Source organism: Anaerostipes rhamnosivorans, from assembly GCF_005280655.1.
Lineage (GTDB): Bacteria > Bacillota > Clostridia > Lachnospirales > Lachnospiraceae > Anaerostipes > Anaerostipes rhamnosivorans.
This window is the reverse complement of the sequence record NZ_CP040058.1, coordinates 1,557,834-1,574,707: the sequence shown is the minus strand read 5'-3', so window position 1 is coordinate 1,574,707 and position 16,874 is coordinate 1,557,834. Positions and strand designations below refer to the sequence as shown.

16 protein-coding genes are annotated in these 16,874 nt (G+C 42.2%); 4 read left to right on the top strand and 12 right to left on the bottom strand.

Annotated elements, in window-relative coordinates:
* Positions 1-197: 197 nt before the first annotated feature.
* The 6 genes from AR1Y2_RS07795 to AR1Y2_RS07770 form a co-directional block, all read right to left on the bottom strand.
* Positions 198-1,205, bottom strand: a complete 1,008-nt coding sequence (locus AR1Y2_RS07795; protein ID WP_137328444.1) for a TRAP transporter substrate-binding protein — start codon at positions 1,203-1,205, stop codon at positions 198-200.
* A 13-nt stretch (positions 1,206-1,218) separates the two neighbouring features.
* Entirely contained in the window at positions 1,219-2,508 is a 1,290-nt protein-coding gene (locus AR1Y2_RS07790) for a TRAP transporter large permease (RefSeq protein WP_137328443.1), read from the bottom strand.
* A 2-nt stretch (positions 2,509-2,510) separates the two neighbouring features.
* On the bottom strand, positions 2,511-2,996 hold the full coding sequence (locus AR1Y2_RS07785) for a TRAP transporter small permease (RefSeq protein ID WP_137330222.1): 486 nt from the start codon (positions 2,994-2,996) through the stop codon (positions 2,511-2,513).
* Between the two features lie 209 nt (positions 2,997-3,205).
* Complete coding sequence (locus AR1Y2_RS07780) at positions 3,206-4,393, bottom strand: MFS transporter (RefSeq protein ID WP_137328442.1); 1,188 nt, start codon at positions 4,391-4,393, stop codon at positions 3,206-3,208.
* Between the two features lie 14 nt (positions 4,394-4,407).
* Complete coding sequence (gene aroD / locus AR1Y2_RS07775; protein ID WP_137328441.1) at positions 4,408-5,172, bottom strand: type I 3-dehydroquinate dehydratase; 765 nt, start codon at positions 5,170-5,172, stop codon at positions 4,408-4,410.
* A 1-nt stretch (position 5,173) separates the two neighbouring features.
* A complete protein-coding gene (locus tag AR1Y2_RS07770; RefSeq protein WP_137328440.1) occupies positions 5,174-6,142 on the bottom strand; it encodes an aldo/keto reductase in 969 nt (322 codons plus the stop codon).
* Between the two features lie 169 nt (positions 6,143-6,311).
* On the opposite strand from AR1Y2_RS07770, the gene AR1Y2_RS07765 reads away from it, so the two are divergent.
* Complete coding sequence (locus AR1Y2_RS07765; RefSeq protein WP_137328439.1) at positions 6,312-7,181, top strand: LysR family transcriptional regulator; 870 nt, start codon at positions 6,312-6,314, stop codon at positions 7,179-7,181.
* 112 nt (positions 7,182-7,293) lie between these two features.
* Here the strand turns inward: AR1Y2_RS07765 and aroD (AR1Y2_RS07760) are convergent, their stop codons facing one another.
* The 3 genes from aroD (AR1Y2_RS07760) to AR1Y2_RS07750 are packed head-to-tail and all read right to left on the bottom strand — an operon-like array spanning position 7,294 to position 10,152.
* Entirely contained in the window at positions 7,294-8,061 is a 768-nt protein-coding gene (gene aroD, locus AR1Y2_RS07760) for a type I 3-dehydroquinate dehydratase (protein WP_137328438.1), read from the bottom strand.
* 3 nt (positions 8,062-8,064) lie between these two features.
* Positions 8,065-9,246 carry an MFS transporter gene (locus AR1Y2_RS07755; RefSeq protein ID WP_137328437.1) on the bottom strand — a complete coding sequence of 394 codons (1,182 nt, stop codon included), beginning with the start codon at positions 9,244-9,246 and terminating at the stop codon, positions 8,065-8,067.
* 30 nt (positions 9,247-9,276) lie between these two features.
* A complete protein-coding gene (locus AR1Y2_RS07750) occupies positions 9,277-10,152 on the bottom strand; it encodes a shikimate dehydrogenase (RefSeq protein WP_137328436.1) in 876 nt (291 codons plus the stop codon).
* Between the two features lie 219 nt (positions 10,153-10,371).
* Here AR1Y2_RS07750 and AR1Y2_RS07745 point away from each other — a divergent pair, with 219 nt between their 5' ends.
* Together AR1Y2_RS07745 and AR1Y2_RS07740 are read left to right on the top strand one after the other, a co-directional pair.
* A complete protein-coding gene (locus AR1Y2_RS07745) occupies positions 10,372-11,262 on the top strand; it encodes a LysR family transcriptional regulator (RefSeq protein WP_137328435.1) in 891 nt (296 codons plus the stop codon).
* A gap of 128 nt (positions 11,263-11,390) precedes the next feature.
* The gene (locus AR1Y2_RS07740; protein ID WP_137328434.1) at positions 11,391-13,388 is read left to right on the top strand and encodes an oxidoreductase; all 1,998 of its coding nucleotides are present in this window, start codon (positions 11,391-11,393) and stop codon (positions 13,386-13,388) included.
* 131 nt (positions 13,389-13,519) lie between these two features.
* Here the strand turns inward: AR1Y2_RS07740 and AR1Y2_RS07735 are convergent, their stop codons facing one another.
* Positions 13,520-14,509, bottom strand: coding sequence for a helix-turn-helix domain-containing protein (locus tag AR1Y2_RS07735; RefSeq protein WP_137328433.1), 990 nt, complete (start codon positions 14,507-14,509; stop codon positions 13,520-13,522).
* Between the two features lie 168 nt (positions 14,510-14,677).
* Positions 14,678-15,058 (bottom strand): SMU1112c/YaeR family gloxylase I-like metalloprotein, encoded by a 381-nt coding sequence (gene gloA2 / locus AR1Y2_RS07730; protein ID WP_137328432.1) that lies wholly within the window; start codon positions 15,056-15,058, stop codon positions 14,678-14,680.
* 81 nt (positions 15,059-15,139) lie between these two features.
* On the opposite strand from gloA2, the gene AR1Y2_RS07725 reads away from it, so the two are divergent.
* Positions 15,140-15,604 carry a hypothetical protein gene (locus tag AR1Y2_RS07725; protein ID WP_137328431.1) on the top strand — a complete coding sequence of 155 codons (465 nt, stop codon included), beginning with the start codon at positions 15,140-15,142 and terminating at the stop codon, positions 15,602-15,604.
* A 68-nt stretch (positions 15,605-15,672) separates the two neighbouring features.
* On the opposite strand, the gene AR1Y2_RS07720 is transcribed toward AR1Y2_RS07725, so the two are convergent.
* A complete protein-coding gene (locus tag AR1Y2_RS07720) occupies positions 15,673-16,797 on the bottom strand; it encodes a hypothetical protein (protein WP_137328430.1) in 1,125 nt (374 codons plus the stop codon).
* Positions 16,798-16,874 lie beyond the last annotated feature (77 nt).

Genomic DNA, 16,874 nt, shown 5'->3' with positions numbered 1-16,874 from the left:
GTGATTTTCAAGCAGGTATTTTGCTTTTTTCATAAATTATCCTGTGATTCGGATTTTCGCTTTCCCACTTCATCTCCCCAACCCCTCACACATTTGTGCGCATAGTGCCCGTAGGGCTTTTTATTCCATGGGGAAAACTTTTCTATGGAATAAAAACAAGCTCTTTTATTGTTTTTCAATAAAAGAGCCTGCTGATCTTAATTCTGATTCAAATATGCATTAAAAATATCTTTTGATACATTTTCCTTAATGCTTTTATATATGTCGGAAGCCGCTTTCCTTACGTCCTCCTGAGTTTTCTTATCCAGCGTCACAATCTTCGTACCACTGTCTTTTATGACCTTCATCCGGTCCTCAATCCGTTCATCCGAAGCTTTCCTTGCATATTCCTTTGCCGTCTCTGCCGCCTCCTCAATAATCTTCTGCTGATCCTTCGGAAGGTCTTTATAAAATTCATCACTTACAATCAGAGAAATATAATGGGGCAGATGATTTGTCTCCACCACATAGTCCTGCTGCTCATAAAGTTTACTGGACACGATAACTTCGTATGGATTTTCCTGTGCGTCAATAGTCTTCTGCTGAAGCCCAATATAAACTTCACTGAACGTCATTGGTGTCGGATTGGCTTTCAGTGCCTTCCAGAAATCCATATGGTAGCTGTTTTCCATGGTACGGATTTTCTGTCCTTTAAAGTCATCAATCGACTTCACCTCTTTGTTGGTAGACATGACACGAAATCCCTGATCCGCATAACCAAGCAGCTTAAATCCACCTTTTTCATAAACCTTTTCCATCTTCTTATAAAAAACAGGATTGTCTACGGCAGCTCTTGCCTCTTCAATCGTAGTAAAGGCACTTGGCAAATCAAAGACAGCGGTATCCGGCATAAAAGTAACCTGAGGTGCCGTATTTTGCACAACAAAAGGAATATCACCGTCAGAACAGCTCTCCAGCAGTTCCCTGTCTCCCCCCAGCGTACTGTTTGGATATACCTCAATCTTCATTTTCCCTTTGCTCAATCTGTTTACTTCATCTGCAAACTTCTGAGAATATAGCTGCGTCACGGTATCCTCCGGGCTGGAAGTTCCAAGAGGCCACGCATACCGCTGCACACCGTCATCACTTTTCTTCTTGCATCCGCTAAGAGCCAAGACAGAGACGACACATAAAGCCGCAATACCAAATCTTATTATTCTTTTCATCTGTATCCCCCTCCTATAACAGCGCCAGGCTGATCTGTGGTATAAATGTAATAAGTAACAAAGCCACAAGGAAACAAAGGATCAGTGGCATTGCCTTCTTTGCGATATCCACTACCGGGATCTGCGTCAGGGATGAAGCCACAAACAAATTGACTCCGATGGGCGGAGTTACAAAACCAATCGCCAGGTTGACTACCATCATCACGCCGAAATGGATTGGATTCATGCCCACGCCTACAGCAATCGGCATCAAAATAGGCGTTAGAATAAGGATCGCCGGTGTTGTATCCATCACCATTCCCACAAGCAGCAAAAAGACATTGATCACCAGCAGGACCACGACTCCATTGTGGAAGGTTCCGAGGATCCATTCACTGACCGTCTGAGGCACCTGCATCAGAGTCAGGACTCTTGAAAATGCTACGGATGCGGCCAATATAAATAAAATAGGTGCATAGGTATGAATTCCCTCGATCATAACTCCCCATAAATCTTTTACATGGATACTCTTGTAGACAAATAAACTTACGAATACAGAATAAAAAACAGAAATAACAGCTGCTTCTGTAGGGGATGCCACACCAGTATAAATACATCCAAGGATAATGACGGGACTTAACAGTGCAAAAAAACTGTCTTTCAGCACAGTAAGCAGCCCTTTGTCATGAAGCGCCTGTACTTCTTTCTGGATCTTTTCTTTATCTTCACCATGCTTCCTGCAATAAAAAACAGCATATACCATCAGAAGCAGTCCGATAAAAATCCCGGGAAGAATTCCGGCGATAAACAGATCGCTGACAGACTGTCCGGATGCCATACCATACATAATAAAAGGAATACTAGGAGGAATAATAACACCTAATCCTCCTGAAACCGCAACGATTGCTGTAGCAAATTTTTTATCATAACCAAGCTTAATTAAAATCGGAATGGTCATACTTCCCACCGCTGCCACTGTGGCCGGTGCAGAACCTGAGATTGCTCCATAAAACAAACAGGTAACGATGACAGCACAAGGCATACCTGCTGTAAATTTCCCAATAAAAAATACAAATACATCAAAAATCTTCTTAGAGATACCTCCCTTTGCCATGACCATGCCTGACAAGACAAACATTGGAACCGCCAACAGAGGAAAACTATCAATCCCTCCCAACATAGAACGGATAACAAACTGGCCGCTGGCCGTAAAAGAAGGGTCAAAAATTCCTGGCAGTACCGAAACAATACCCAGTCCAATAGAAATCGGTATCGCAATAATCAAACATAAAAAGAAAATAACAAATACTGACAACGCTGACATGTCTACACCTCCTGATCCTTTCCAACCGCCACTTTAAACTCAATGATCCATCTCTGCAAAATGCGGAAAGTCACCAGCAAGAAGCTGACCAGCGGTGCCGCCTGTATGTAATACATAGGAATGTGACAGGCCGGACTCACTTGTCCGCTTTCAAACGCACTTTTTAAATAGAGAACGGAGTACGGGATCAAATATAGGAACAATGCCAGCTCAATGGTGTGATTCACTACTTTAAAGACTGCTTTTCCTCTTCTCGGAAACATTGCGACAAACTGTTCAATTTTGATGGAGATGCACTTTTTTGTACAATAACTCACACTAATGAATCCGGACCATATAAACAGATATCTTGTGATCTCCTCCGACCAGGAAAGAGATGCCCCAAATACATAGCGTGCCAAAACCTGGACACCCATGATCAGTACCATACCGATCAAAAAGGCTCCCATTAAAAACTCTTCTAAATTCTCATCTAACCACTTAAGCATCATAATACCTCTCTTTTGTAAACGGAGTTCCTCCGTCCGCAGCATTGATTTTTCTATTTAAAGAACTCCCTTTTGTTGTCGTCATTACCTCACCCAAAAGTTAATTTTTTAACAACCAATCTCTTATATTATACAGGGAATTAATTGATTCTTCAAATAGATTTTTTATATGAGATTAATAATCTCAGTCTATCAATACTGCACTTACATCAGCGGCCGAAGACTCTGCGGTCACGGACCATGGCAATGAAACCGAGAACAGCTCCAACGGCACAGATTCCGCCGATCAGAATAATAATATCTTTGATATTGCGGTCGGCCATCATTCCAGTGATCGCAGGGATGGTCCAGATTGCAATAGAGTTCAATGAATTGACAGCGCCCGTACATTTTCCGCCGTTTCCAGGGAAGAACTCAGACAAAGCCGTGATCGCCATCTGAAGGATCCCTCCTGCGATGCTGTATCCCATGACAAAACCTGCAATGCTGCATACCATCGGTGTCGGAAACAGATACCAGACAGCTGCCATAACGATGGAGATCACCGGATATAAAAAGGTGACAGCCGCCGGACGCAGTTTCGATTTTACAAGGTAAGCTGTGACAAACACAGAGACCAGGGTTCCGATACTAAAATAGGAAAGGATCGCATTGGAAGATGTAACCGACATTCCTGCTACCTCTTCTCCGATCTTAGGCAGCCACATCTGGCTGATGGTCAGTCCGGCTGTGGAAGTAAAGCCGTAGAGGACTAAAGCCAGCCCCTCCAAATAAAGCTTCGGCTGTTCTTTCATCAACGGTCCCGCGGTTACTGCTTTTTCCCCTTCCCCCTTTTTCGTGAGCGGAGGGAACTTGCATTTCAGCATAAATAAAAGATTCAGTCCTAAAATCGCAACAAGCACATAAAATGAGATTCCAAAGTACAAATGGTTTGCGAGAATAAAACTCACAAAGACAGGCAAAACAAACTGGCCTGCTGCCACGAATACTTTTACGATCAGGTTTGCCGTACCCGGAGACTCAGGGTAAGCTTCCATCAATGCCGCATAGGAACCTGCGTCTACCATGGCATTTGCAACACCTGCCACAACGGCAAATACGATCGCCACAGACGTTGTAGGACTGAACATCACACCCAGGAAGAATACAATAAATCCAATCATTCCTCCTACAATAAACGGTTTTCTTCCAAAACGGTCAGACAGCATTCCAGAAATGAACAGCACAACAAATTTTCCGATTCCGATTCCGCTGGTCACCAGCCCAAACCCTGCTTTATTGGTTCCCCACTGCGCCATCAGGCTGTCCATATTCAGTGACAAAATGATCACGCTGACCCCTACAATGATATAGTTGATATAAATGGAAACCGCAGTTTTCACATATTTATTTTTCATGATCTCCCTCCGTCTTATGCCCTGCACTCATGAAGCAAGGTCAGAACGTTCTTTAATTTTTCTACAGAAACCTGTCCCGGAGCCGAAGCTTTCCCTGCCGCACCAAAGGTGAGAGCAGAACCAAACTCTTCTCCGCAAAGACGGCTGACAACACCCATGCCAGCCATAGACATGGTGATCAACGGTTTTTCAGCGTAGTTTTCATACATTTCTCTTGTGGCATCTAAAAGTGTAAGCACATCTTTTTTCTCATTTGGCATTACCGCAATTTTCGGGATATCCGCCCCTAATTCCTGCATTTTCTTAAGGCGGTTGATAATCTCTTCTTTTCCCGGTGTCTTGTCAAAATCATGGTTGGAGATGATAACTTTAACCCCATATTCATGAACAACCTGAATCGTATTTTTTACAATGACATCGCCGGTAAAAAGTTCAATATCTACCATATCCACAAAACCACTCTCGGAAACCTTTTGGATCAGCTCACTGTAAGCTTCCGGCCCGATTTCTTTTTCTCCGCCCTCTTTTTTTGTGCGGAATGTAAATAACAAAGGAATCTCTCCGAGTGCCTCACGAATCTCACGAGCTGCCTCAATAACTTTTTCAGTCTCAAATACATGTTCAAACCAGTCCACGCGCCACTCAACTACATCTACTGGAATATCCTTCATGGTCTTTGCTGCCGCAAGGATCTCTTCTTTTGTGACTCCCACTACTGGCACGCAAATCTTTGGAACCCCTTCCCCGATATTAATATTTCTTACCTTCACTGCTTCCATTTTATATAAAATCCTTTCTTAAAGCCAGATAGTCGATCTCTGGTTCTGTCAGTGTAAGATCCAGTCCGATCAGAGAGTTGTTAAATTCATGTACGTTTCTGCATCCTGTGATCCCAGCGATCTTCAGATCCTGATTAAATATGTAAGCATATGCGATGTTGGATGTGCTAACTCCGCGCTCTTCCGCCAGTTCTTTTGCTCTGCGGAATTTCTCAAAGTTCGCCGTTGTCCCGAATGCATCCACAAAATCCTGTGTCACACAGGTTCCTTTCGGGAACGGATAATTTCCAAAAAATCCATTTCCCTGTGATCCCCAGGAAAGGATCGTGATGTCCTGCTCGGTACACCATTTCGCATACTCATCCGTGGCGTATACAGTGCGTTCCCATCTTGGCTTTGTCACGGTTGCCAGACTGTAGGAACAGCTGTTAACTGCAATCCCCGCATATCCTTTTTCTTTGCAGTAAGCCTGTGCTTCTTCAATTCTTTCTTTGGTCCAGTTGCTGACCCCATAAACGGTAATCTTTCCTTCTCTGTGGTACTGTTCCAATTTATCAAATAACGGACCTACCGGTACTTCCGGATTATCTCTGTGAAGCATATAAATATCAAAATGATCAAGGCCCAGCTTCTTTAAACTGAAATGAAGATCTTCATCGATACACTCTGGATTCACCCTCTGCTGTTCCGGAAAATGAATGTTGTTTTCATCTACATAATGATGACATGCTTTGTTTGTGAACATCACTTTTTTCCTTAATTCAGGATTCTCCTGGATCCATACTTTCAGATAATCTTCGGCTTTTCCTCCAAAATAAAATCTTCCGGTGTCAATCACATTTCCACCGACCTCGATGTAACGTTTGAGCTGTTCGTCCGCATCCTCTTTCAGACCCGGATGAATCCATGCGGTTCCAAAAAATATTTTAGAGACCGGCGTATCCAAACCTTTAATTTCTACATAATCCATGGCAGTTTCTCCTTTTCCCTTGTTATTTTTTTGACATTATCAATTATATAAATTTGTCATTCTATTAACAATACAACTGGCAGCCCGAATTCATAACATTATTGTTATATATCTGTTTGAATCAACCCAACAGTATGTTATATTAAAAGAAAAAGGAGGGAGAAAGGACATGAACCTGACCCAGCTTCAGTATTTTGACGCCCTGGCCAAAAACCAGCACTATTCCCGGACTGCCGAGGAACTCTCCATCGCCCAGTCTTCCCTGAGCCGCTCTATCAGCCAATTAGAAGAGGAACTTGGCACCTGTTTGTTTGAAAAGAAAGGAAGAAATGTTGTCTTAACGAAATATGGTGAATTATTTTACCGCCATGTCCATGCCGGATTATCCGAGATCGGCACTGGAGTCCAGAGCGTAAAGGAACTCATGGACCCCAGGAAGGGAATGATCGACCTGGCCTTCATCTACGCCCTGTCATCCAGCTATGTCCCCCGGATCATCCAGGACTTTTCCTCACAGCCGGAAAACTGTGGATACCAGTTTCATTTTTATCAGGGAAACACTCCGTCTATCATTGATTTATTAAAAGAAGGGACCTGTGACCTTGGCATCTGTTCCTACTTTTGTGACGAGCCGCTGATCGAATTTACCCCGGTGACAGAATGTGAATTAAGGATCGCTGTGTCAAAAAATCATCCTCTTGCACGCAGATCAGCTGTCTCTCTAGAAGAAGCGGCTGAATATGACATGATCTTTTCACTGGATAAAACACAATTCTTAGAGCAACTGTTTCAAGATAAAGGGATTTCCCCAAAGGTGATCTCACGAATGCAGGAAGACCATGCCATCGCGAGCCTGGTCTCTATCAACTATGGGATCTCGGTACTTCCATATGATGAAACTCTGCTGAGCCATGATATCCGCCTGATCCCCGCAGCACCGGAACCTCTGTTTCGGAAATTTTATCTGGCAGTACAAAAAAATCACTATCTGTCGCCTGCGGCAAAGGCATTCTACCGGTTTGTCCGGGGAGGATTCTAAACCTTACGCATTTTGTGTGCATCCTTGCGGAGCGTTTTTATTTCATAGAACGCACTTTCCTATGGAACAAAAAAAGGGCTCTCCTGTGAAGGAAAACCCTTTTTTGTGATCTCTACAGTCCCTGGTTCTTATGAAGAAACTGGAGCATATCGTTTAATTCGTTGACTGCTGCCTGTCCCGGTGCAGATGCTTTTTTTGCCGCACCAAAGGTTAATGCAGATCCAAACACCTCACCGCAAAGACGGCTGATCAAACCCATTCCGGCCATAGACATGGTGATGATCGGACGGTCAGCATGTTCTGTATACATCTCCTCTGTGGCAGCGAGCAGTGTGAGAACGTCTTTTCTGCAGGTCGGCATCACTGCGATTTTTGGAATATCCGCTCCCAGCTCCTGCATTTTCACAAGTCTGCCTACGATATCTTCTTTTGCTGGGGTCTTGTCAAAATCATGGTTGGAAGCAACCACTTTGACACCACATTCATGGGCAGCAGAAACGATATCTTTTACAATATCATCTCCTGTGAACACTTCCACATCCACTAAATCCACATATCCGCTTTTTGCAGCATTTTTGTTAAGTTCTGCGTAGGGCTCGGCCTCGATTGCCTTTTCCCCGCCTTCTTTTGAAGTACGGAATGTAAACAGGATCGGCGTTTCGCCTAACGCCTCTCTTAAATCTTTTAATACATCTTCTACTTTGTCAAAGTCAAAGACTCCTTCGAACCAATCGACTCGCCATTCCACTACATCTACCGGAATGTCTTTAAAAGATTTTGCTTCTGTAATGATCTCGTCCTTTGTTACTCCGACGATTGGCACACAGATCTTAGGGACACCTGTGCCAATCTCAATATTTCTTACTTTTACTGGATTCATTCTTTACTCCTTTGCCGCTCTTTCTTCCATTGCCTTATATCTGACATTGACAAACAGTGCCAGCAGCACACCTACAACCGTGATTCCGATATTCATCAGTAAAATATCAGCTTTGTCCATTGTACCAGCCAGAGAAAGGATTGTATAGTTTGAAAGGCTGGATGCAATCATAACAATACTTGTGATGGTTCCCTTGATTTTCGGGAATAAGTCGTTTGCAGTTGCGGTAACAAGCTGAAGTACAACTGCTCCTGCGGAATATCCAACCACTGCAGAACCGATATAGCAGATAGATGGAGTCTTTAATAAGTAAACTAAGGCGATCATGATGGTTGCAATCAATGGGTAGACAAATAAGAATCTGACGCCTTTGATTTTATTAACTAATAAAGTTGTAACAATGATCGCTACCAGAGAACCTGTGCTATAGTATGTCTGCATAACAGAAGGATCTCCGATTTTTGCATATTCTTTCGCAAAATCCTGAGCACAGTTTAACCATAACTGGAATGTTGCAGTTCCTGTAAATCCGATGATGATCAATGCAATGCTCTCTAAAGAGAAGTTTGCATTTTTGATATCCTGGATCAGAGATGTTTTTTGTGCGCCTGCAGCTTCCATCTTTGGAAGTGGTGCAAATAATACGAGCACACCGATGATGATAATGGCAACACCGCAAACATATAATAATACATTTAAAGAAAGGTTCGCACCAACGATGGCTCCGATCATAAACGGCATTAATAACTGAGAACATGAAATTGAAAACTTGGTCAGCATGGTTGCCATACTGGATCTTGGAGCCAGGATTTCAACACAAGCTGGTATCACACCGGTATCCAGGAATGAGTTTGCGATTCCTCCTAATACAGCTGCTATGTATGCAACCGTCATATTTGGTGACATAGCAAGGCCTAAGAAAAAGATTGCGTAAGAACCTGCACCGATAATGGAGGCCACTTTTCTTCCCATTTTATCAGAAAGAGGTCCTGCAAATGGAAGGGCGATCAATCGTCCAAGCCCCAGCGCTGCCGCTACCATTGTTACCAGCCCGATGTCAGAAGCTCCCCACTGCTTTACCAAAGTTTCTTTTACTGCTACCTGGCCTAATACAGAACATCCGATACCATGGATAAAATAATTTAAGTATAAAATAAAGGCACTTGGGTAATATTTTTTGTTCATAATAGATTCCTCTCTTGAATTTCCTCTTATTTAATCGTATTTAATATCCAGCACTTCTTTCATGTGGTCAATCGGCATATGTTTTCCGGTCCACAGATAGAAAGCGGCGTCTCCCTGGAACAGCATCATTCCAAGTCCATTCATTGTCTTGCAGCCGACTTCTTTTGCCATCTTTAACAGTGCTGTCTCTCTCGGCGCATACACAGTATCTGTGACGATTAGGTCTGGACGTAGGAAGGATGCATCAGGAATCACTGACTGGCCTTCTAACGGCTTCATTCCAACGCCTGTAGCCTGAGCGAACAGATAGCTGTCTGCAATCTCTTCCTTTAATTTATCTTTGTCTTCTAAATCGTAAAGGTTTACGATACAATCTGTGTTGGCACGGATCTTTTCAACTGTTTTCTCCGCGTTCTCCCAGAACTTATCTTTCACATTAAAGATTGACATCTCTTTCACACCATCAAGCGCCGCCTGAATCTCGATCGCTGTGGCTGCACCGCCTGCTCCTGTGATTGTCATTTTTTTGCCGATCACGTCAATATCATTATCCTTCAGTGACTGCATGTAGCCGATGCCGTCTGTGATATGTCCTGTCAAAACTCCGTCTTCGTTGACGATCGTGTTGACTGCTCCTGCCATTTCAGCAGCTGGTGACAGCTTATCCAAGTACTGTCCTACGACTGTCTTATTTGGCATGGATACGTTAGATCCTTTCAGCTTTAAGGCGCGTAAGCCTTTTACTGCATCTTCCAGTGTATCATTATCAACCTCAAACGCTAAGTATGCATAGTCAAGTCCTAATGTGGCAAATGCTTCGTTGTGCATCGCCGGTGAACTGGAATGTCTGATCGGATATGCCATCAGCCCGATTAATTCTGTATGTCCTGTGATTCTCTCTGCCATGTGTCATTCTCCTTTTTACTTACCCTTTTTTATTTACCCTGTTACTGCTTCACCCAAAAGTTAATTTTTTAACAACCTTACAAAAACCATTATACACGCATCCCATTGATACTTCTAATACATCTTTCATCATTTTTTAATAGCTTTTTGCTATCATTTATGTTATCCTTCCATATATAAATAGCCATTGAATATTTCCAATGAAATGAGGCCTGCCCTATGAATTTAAACCAACTAATATACTTTCAAAAAATCGCCACACTACAACATTATCACCAGGCGGCAAAGGAATTGAACGTTTCCCAGCCCAGCTTAAGCCGTTCCATCGCTAACCTGGAAGAGGAACTTGGACTTCCCCTTTTTAGGAAAAACGGAAGGAATATTGAGTTGACAAAGTACGGAAAGATCTTTTTAGAGCATGTCAATAAAATCCTAGATGAGGTAAAGATCGCAGAAGACAAAATGAAGGCGCTCTCCAATACCAAAGGCGGCCACATCGACCTGGCCTATGTATTTCCTCTGGCAAAGTCCTATATTCCCCATCTTGTGAGGAGCTTCCTGGATTCAGAGGGGAACCATAATATCACGTTCTCCATGACACAGGAGATCACCAATAAAATGATCCGTGACCTCAAGTCCGAGAGATACGATGTGATTTTTGGATCTTATGTTTCCAACGAACCTGATATTGAGTTTGTTCCGGTCATCAACCAGGAAATGGTCATCATCACACCTCCCGAACACCCATTAAAATATAAGAAAGAAATCTTTCTGGAAGATTTGCTGGACTACCCTGTAATCGGCTACGACCGGACCTCCGGCCTCGGACAGTTTACAACCTCCATTTATCGACAAAACCAGATGGAACCTCAGATTGCCTTTGAGACTTCCGACGAGAATGCGATCGCCGCCCTCGTGTCTGAAAACTTTGGTATCGGATTTGTGGCCCATGTGGAATCATTGAGAGAATATGATGTTGACATCCTTCACTTAAGCAATCTAAAACCGTATCATACGGTTTATATGGCCTACATGAAAAATAACATCATGATTCCGGCTGTAGAAAAATTCATTGGCTTTGTCAAAAGAACAATAGATACAGTCTATTGATTTCTTAAAAAATATCAATTTGTTAAATATTTATCCTTGCCTTATAATAGACTTATCATTACAGATCACCCAAATGCAATGATAACAACCCCATTTAGAAATCGTTGATCTTTTTTGGAGGTTATAAAATGAAGTGCAATTATAAAAATATTTTCAGTCCGCTGACAATCAAAAACATGACAATGAAGAACCGTATCATGATGACACCTATGGGAACCAACTACGGAGAACAGACCGGAGAGATGAGCTTTCTTCATATCAATTACTATGAGCAGAGAGCAAAAGGCGGCGTAGGGCTGATCATGGTGGAAAATGCCAGTGTGGATTCCCCGCTTGGCTCCAACGGTACCACTCAGATCAGAATTGACCATGACAATTACATGCCGCGTTTCTTTAAACTCTGTGAGACCATCCATTCTCACGGTGCATGTATCGGATTACAGTTAAACCACGCAGGTGCTTCTGCACAGTCTAAGCGTACAAACATGCAGCCAGTATCTGCATCAAATATTCCATCCAAGGCAGGCGGAGAAATCCCACGTCCTCTTACAAAAGATGAAATCTATGCCATTGTTAAGAAATACGGCGAAGCTGCTGCCCGCGCACAGGCTTCAGGTTTTGACTGTGTTGAAATCCACGCAGGACATTCCTACCTGATCAACCAGTTCCTATCCCCTACCACCAATGTAAGAACCGATGAGTTCGGGGGATCTGCTGAGAACAGGGCAAGATTTGCAAAACTGGTATTAGAGGAAGTCAGAAAACAGGTGGGACCGATGTTCCCTATTTTTGTCCGTATCAGTGCCGATGAATTTATGGAACACGGCAATACTCTGGAAGACACTTTGGATTATCTCCAATACTTCCAGGAAGAAGTCGATGCGTTTGACGTATCCGCGGGATTAAACGGATCCATCCAGTATCAGATCGATGCCAACTACCTAGAAGACGGATGGAGATCCTACATGGCCAAAGCGGTCAAAGAAAAATACGGCAAACCTTGTGTGACTATGGGAAATATCCGTGACCCTCGTGTGGCTGACGATATCCTTGCACGTGGTGACGCTGACATCATCGGTATGGGCCGCGGTCTTATCGCAGATCCTTGCTGGGTAAAAAAGGTTGCTACAGGACATGAAGACGAACTTAGAAAATGTATTTCCTGTAACATCGGATGCGCAGGCAACCGTATCGGAGTCAATCGTCCGATCCGCTGTACGATTAATCCTACGGTCAATGACGGAGCTGATTACAAAAAGCATAAGATCACAAAACCGTGCAACGTAGTCGTCATAGGTGGAGGTACCGCCGGACTGGAAGCGGCATGCACGGCTGCTGAAGTAGGCTGTACGACGTTCTTATTGGAAAAAGAAGACCACTTGGGCGGACTTTCCGTAGAGATCTCCAAGATTCCTGACAAGAAACGTCTGGGTGACTTTCCTCACTACTTACAGGTGAGAGCATCCAAGTTAAACAACCTGTTTATCTTCAAAGGACAGGAGGCTACACTTTCAGTGATCGAAGCTCTTCATCCGAACATCATTGTCAATGCCACAGGATCCAATCCTCTTCTTCCACCGATTAAAGGTCTTCATGACCATATCGACAAAGAGGGATCCAAGGTTGCTTCTATCTCAGGAATGATCAACCACTTAGCAGATTATCCAGAAGACTGCACAGGCAAAAAAGTCGTTGTGATCGGCGGCGGTGCTGTAGGACTTGACGTTGTAGAATACTTCGCACCAAAAGGCGCCGAAGTCAGCATTGTGGAAATGATGCCTGCCATTGGAAAAGATTTAGATCCTGTTTCCAAATCCGGTGTCACGGCTCTTATGAAAAAGCATGATGTAAACCAGATGCCAAATACGGCTCTCTGTGAAGTCAAGGCTGATTCCTTCCTTGTAAAAGCAGACGGAGAAGAAAAAGATCTTCCGTTTGACTATGGATTTGTCTGTCTGGGTATGCGTGCCAATGCGCCGATTCTTGATGAAGTCCGTGAGGCATATGCAGATACCAACGTAGAAATCGTCAATATCGGTGACAGCGTACGCGCAAGACGTATCATCGACGGCGTACAGGAAGGACACAATATCTTAAGAGTTCTTTCTGACATGGAATACTTATAGACAACACTTGCCAAACTCTTTTCATAACAATTTTTCATAACAGAGAGAAAGGGAACCATGCTGGTCATGGTTCCCTTTCTCTCATTTGTTCTCTTCTACTCATGAAATTTCAACGGAAGTCGGTTCTTTCCTTACTCACCTTTTTGTCTATTGATTAAATTGCTTATACTCATAACTGCCGGAAATGCTACTCCTGCAACCACCCAAACGATCCAACTGATTTCCCAGTTATTTGTAAGAAAACTATATCCCAGATATATTGCCGTGGCAATGAGCCAATAGGTAACTGAAATCGCTTCTATTACAGTGCTGTTCTTTTTCTTTTCCTTTGTATAATCACCTTCTTGTAAAAGTTTTTCATAGCTTGCCCATACAATGCCGCTGCGAACAAAGAAAACTACGCCAATTCCTATAAATACAAAAGAAACAGAAAGCATCTTCATAAACAGCAAATCATTATTTTCATCCATCATTACTCCTACAAACAAAGGAATTATCGCCATAATACAAAGAGTGGTTCCAATGATATTATTTCCTGTGTGGGTTTTATTATATTGTACTTTTCGCTCTGTAACCATTCCACTCACACCGTACTCTGTTTCAAAGACTTCTTTCTCTAAATAGCCATATGCAGCTGTTTTTCTTCCACTTGAAATGAATATCGCAGCCGCAATTGTGATAAGAATAATCAAAATAATCATTCCAATTCCTCCGGCCACATTCTCTTTTAAGCCATATTCCGGGACTTCACTCATTGCTCCCAGTAAAAACAGACAAACAGGCGATACGATACATAAAAAAGTTGCGATTGCGATTGACTTTGATGTCTTAGCCTTTACAGAAAGAAAAGCATTTGCTTCTTCTATTGATACCCGCCTTAATGCAGATGCTTCATTTGAAGATGTATAACATTCTACATCTTCGATTTCATCTTTCAGCAGATAATCTGTCGAGACGCCAAACAACTCTGAAAGACGTAATATTTTCTCAAGGTCAGGAACCGATTGTGCACCCTCCCATTTTGAAACAGACTGCCTCGTAACATTCATTTGTTCCGCTAATTCTTCTTGTGACCAGCCTGCTTTTTTGCGAAGTTGTGTCAGTTTGTCTGCAAAAATCATTTTTATCCTCCTCTGTATAATTAATATACATGTATTTTATTATTTTTCCCGGTTGCATACCACCAATCAGCACCATTCAACGTGTCAACTGTAGGTTGCACTTCTGGATAGGCTTAGGATATACCGGGTACGGCACATACCTGTAAAATCCGGATTATTTGCTCTCTTCTATTCATGAAGCTCCAACGGCAGTCCGTCAGGATCATGGAAAAATGTCATTTTTTTGCCAGTATAGGTATCCCGTCTAATTTCTTCTGTTTTGATTCCTGCCGCATTCAATTCCTTTACAGCCTGCTCTATATCTTCTACATAAAACGCCAAATGCCTGAGACCGCAGGCCTCTGGATAAGACAGTCTTTGGGGATGGCCTTTTCCTGAAAATATCTCCAGCTCACAGTCATGAAGCTTCAGGTCCAGCTTATAGTCCCTTCTGCTCTCTCTGTAGTTTTCCCTTATGATCTGAAACCCCAGCTTATTTACGTAAAAGTCTTTAGACCGCTCGTAATCGCTGACAATGATGGCGACATGGTGTATCCTGCCCAGTTTCATTTCTGATTATCTCCTTCTCTTAGTGTCACAATTCTGTACTTATTATATATTATAAAGTAAAAGAAAGAAAAGGATTGTTTTATGGACAAATGCTGCTGTCACAATCCATGCCCTCCGGCTCCTGTTCCGCCGGAATCCCTTAATTTTTATGCACAATTCGGTGCTTCTAATAACAGCGCCTCCGGCACATATTTAGATTTTTTCCCTGTTTTCCAGGAAGGGGACGGAATACAGCTGGAGAATGATACAACGATCTTACTGGCTCCGGGATATCTATATCTCATAAATTATCTTTTCCTTGCGACTCCTGAAGCAAATAATTATATGCAGATCCTGCCCTATATCAACGGCTCACCCCGTCTGTTATATTCATTTTTTGCCCCTGCCGGAGCAGAGCGGAATGCTTCTGCATCGGGAAGCTTTACTACAAACGAGGCAATTTCTGCTGAGGGGCGGCTGTCATTTCGCCTGACCTATTCTCCCGGCACACGAAATATTGATTTGACCGGTGCTGTATCTGTTACGCCGCTTCAGAATTATTCATAACATTTTGTATAAAAAATACCAGACAATTAAGTTTTGTCTGGTATTTTTATTAATTGTATTAGGTTTTTCTATCTGCTGATATATTTTGCTTCTACCGATGGAAGAGTTATACTAGCCCCCATAACTGACTCATACGTTGTTTCACCGGAACATTTTCCATATACAGTGACCATATCATCCTCTAATATCTTACCAGCAGTTTTTACCCCACTCGCTGTCACATATACTATATGATCATAATTTCCATCCATCGCAATTCTATATGTATCATTTAATGATTGGATAACCTTACCATACACCTTGATATATTTACCTTCATATTTTTCGGGATATCGTGCAATGCTTGTATACCCATAACTTTTGCATTTTGATTTATATTTTGCTTTAGATATGGTAGTACAACGTATTTTTAAGTTACAGCTTTTATCTAGATACGTTATTTTATATGATGTAGTTTTATCTGCTTTCAAAACTGAAGGATTGCTTACGCCCCAATCTGTTACATACTCTGTGGTTCCATCATCAAAATGCGCCGTAACAGAAATACTTGTATTATCTTCGCTTATTTCCGTTCCCGCTATGGTGCTTCCATCATAAGCAGCCGATATCTTTATTAACTTCCTCGGTGATACATAATCACTCAAGTTAATGGTATCAAAAAATTTCTTAGCCGCGTCTTCAGAGTCCAAATCCTTCTTAGCATAAAACCATACATGGAATGCTACACCATCACATGTAACAATTGCTGAATAGTTATTCCATTCCTGCTTCTCTTCCTTGTCCTCATAAGAAATAGCTTTTTGTTTATTTGCGCCATCAAAATTATATTTAATTGTCTTAACATGTTTAACGTTCGTAGAATCGGATCCAATATACTCTTTTAAAACGTCTTTCGTAATTTCATCATTGTCATCCGTTACGCTGGATTCAGTTCCTAAGTATTTGACATAACAACCTGCTACAATTTTACTGTCATCTTCTTTGTCCATTTTGAGATATTTAATCTCATCTTCTTCAGATGCATCATCCCATGCCTTGGGTACCTTAAAGTCTAAAGCATGCGTGGTTATCTTTTTTAGTTGATCTTTTTCAAAATCATCCGCAAGAGTAGCTTTTTTCTTGCATCCACTCAAACAGCAAATTGCAAAAAAGATTAATATTAAACCTACTGAAATTCTTTTCTCTCTCTTCATAAATCATACCCCTTTTCTATATAATATGTTATATTGTAACATATTTACACAAAAAATTCACCAATTGTTCACATTTA

What these genes read in the sequence shown, in the direction of transcription:
- AR1Y2_RS07795 (WP_137328444.1), bottom strand. Translation starts at nt 1,205, where the DNA reads ATGAAAAGAATAATAAGATTTGGTATTGCGGCTTTATGTGTCGTCTCT.
- aroD (WP_137328441.1), bottom strand. Translation starts at nt 5,172, where the DNA reads ATGGAAGCAGTGAAGGTAAGAAATATTAATATCGGGGAAGGGGTTCCA.
- AR1Y2_RS07780 (WP_137328442.1), bottom strand. Translation starts at nt 4,393, where the DNA reads ATGAAAAATAAATATGTGAAAACTGCGGTTTCCATTTATATCAACTAT.
- AR1Y2_RS07785 (WP_137330222.1), bottom strand. Translation starts at nt 2,996, where the DNA reads ATGCTTAAGTGGTTAGATGAGAATTTAGAAGAGTTTTTAATGGGAGCC.
- AR1Y2_RS07720 (WP_137328430.1), bottom strand. Translation starts at nt 16,797, where the DNA reads ATGAAGAGAGAGAAAAGAATTTCAGTAGGTTTAATATTAATCTTTTTT.
- AR1Y2_RS07750 (WP_137328436.1), bottom strand. Translation starts at nt 10,152, where the DNA reads ATGGCAGAGAGAATCACAGGACATACAGAATTAATCGGGCTGATGGCA.
- AR1Y2_RS07765 (WP_137328439.1), top strand. Translation starts at nt 6,312, where the DNA reads ATGAACCTGACCCAGCTTCAGTATTTTGACGCCCTGGCCAAAAACCAG.
- AR1Y2_RS07755 (WP_137328437.1), bottom strand. Translation starts at nt 9,246, where the DNA reads ATGAACAAAAAATATTACCCAAGTGCCTTTATTTTATACTTAAATTAT.
- aroD (WP_137328438.1), bottom strand. Translation starts at nt 8,061, where the DNA reads ATGAATCCAGTAAAAGTAAGAAATATTGAGATTGGCACAGGTGTCCCT.
- AR1Y2_RS07770 (WP_137328440.1), bottom strand. Translation starts at nt 6,142, where the DNA reads ATGGATTATGTAGAAATTAAAGGTTTGGATACGCCGGTCTCTAAAATA.
- AR1Y2_RS07790 (WP_137328443.1), bottom strand. Translation starts at nt 2,508, where the DNA reads ATGTCAGCGTTGTCAGTATTTGTTATTTTCTTTTTATGTTTGATTATT.
- AR1Y2_RS07745 (WP_137328435.1), top strand. Translation starts at nt 10,372, where the DNA reads ATGAATTTAAACCAACTAATATACTTTCAAAAAATCGCCACACTACAA.
- AR1Y2_RS07735 (WP_137328433.1), bottom strand. Translation starts at nt 14,509, where the DNA reads ATGATTTTTGCAGACAAACTGACACAACTTCGCAAAAAAGCAGGCTGG.
- AR1Y2_RS07740 (WP_137328434.1), top strand. Translation starts at nt 11,391, where the DNA reads ATGAAGTGCAATTATAAAAATATTTTCAGTCCGCTGACAATCAAAAAC.
- gloA2 (WP_137328432.1), bottom strand. Translation starts at nt 15,058, where the DNA reads ATGAAACTGGGCAGGATACACCATGTCGCCATCATTGTCAGCGATTAC.
- AR1Y2_RS07725 (WP_137328431.1), top strand. Translation starts at nt 15,140, where the DNA reads ATGGACAAATGCTGCTGTCACAATCCATGCCCTCCGGCTCCTGTTCCG.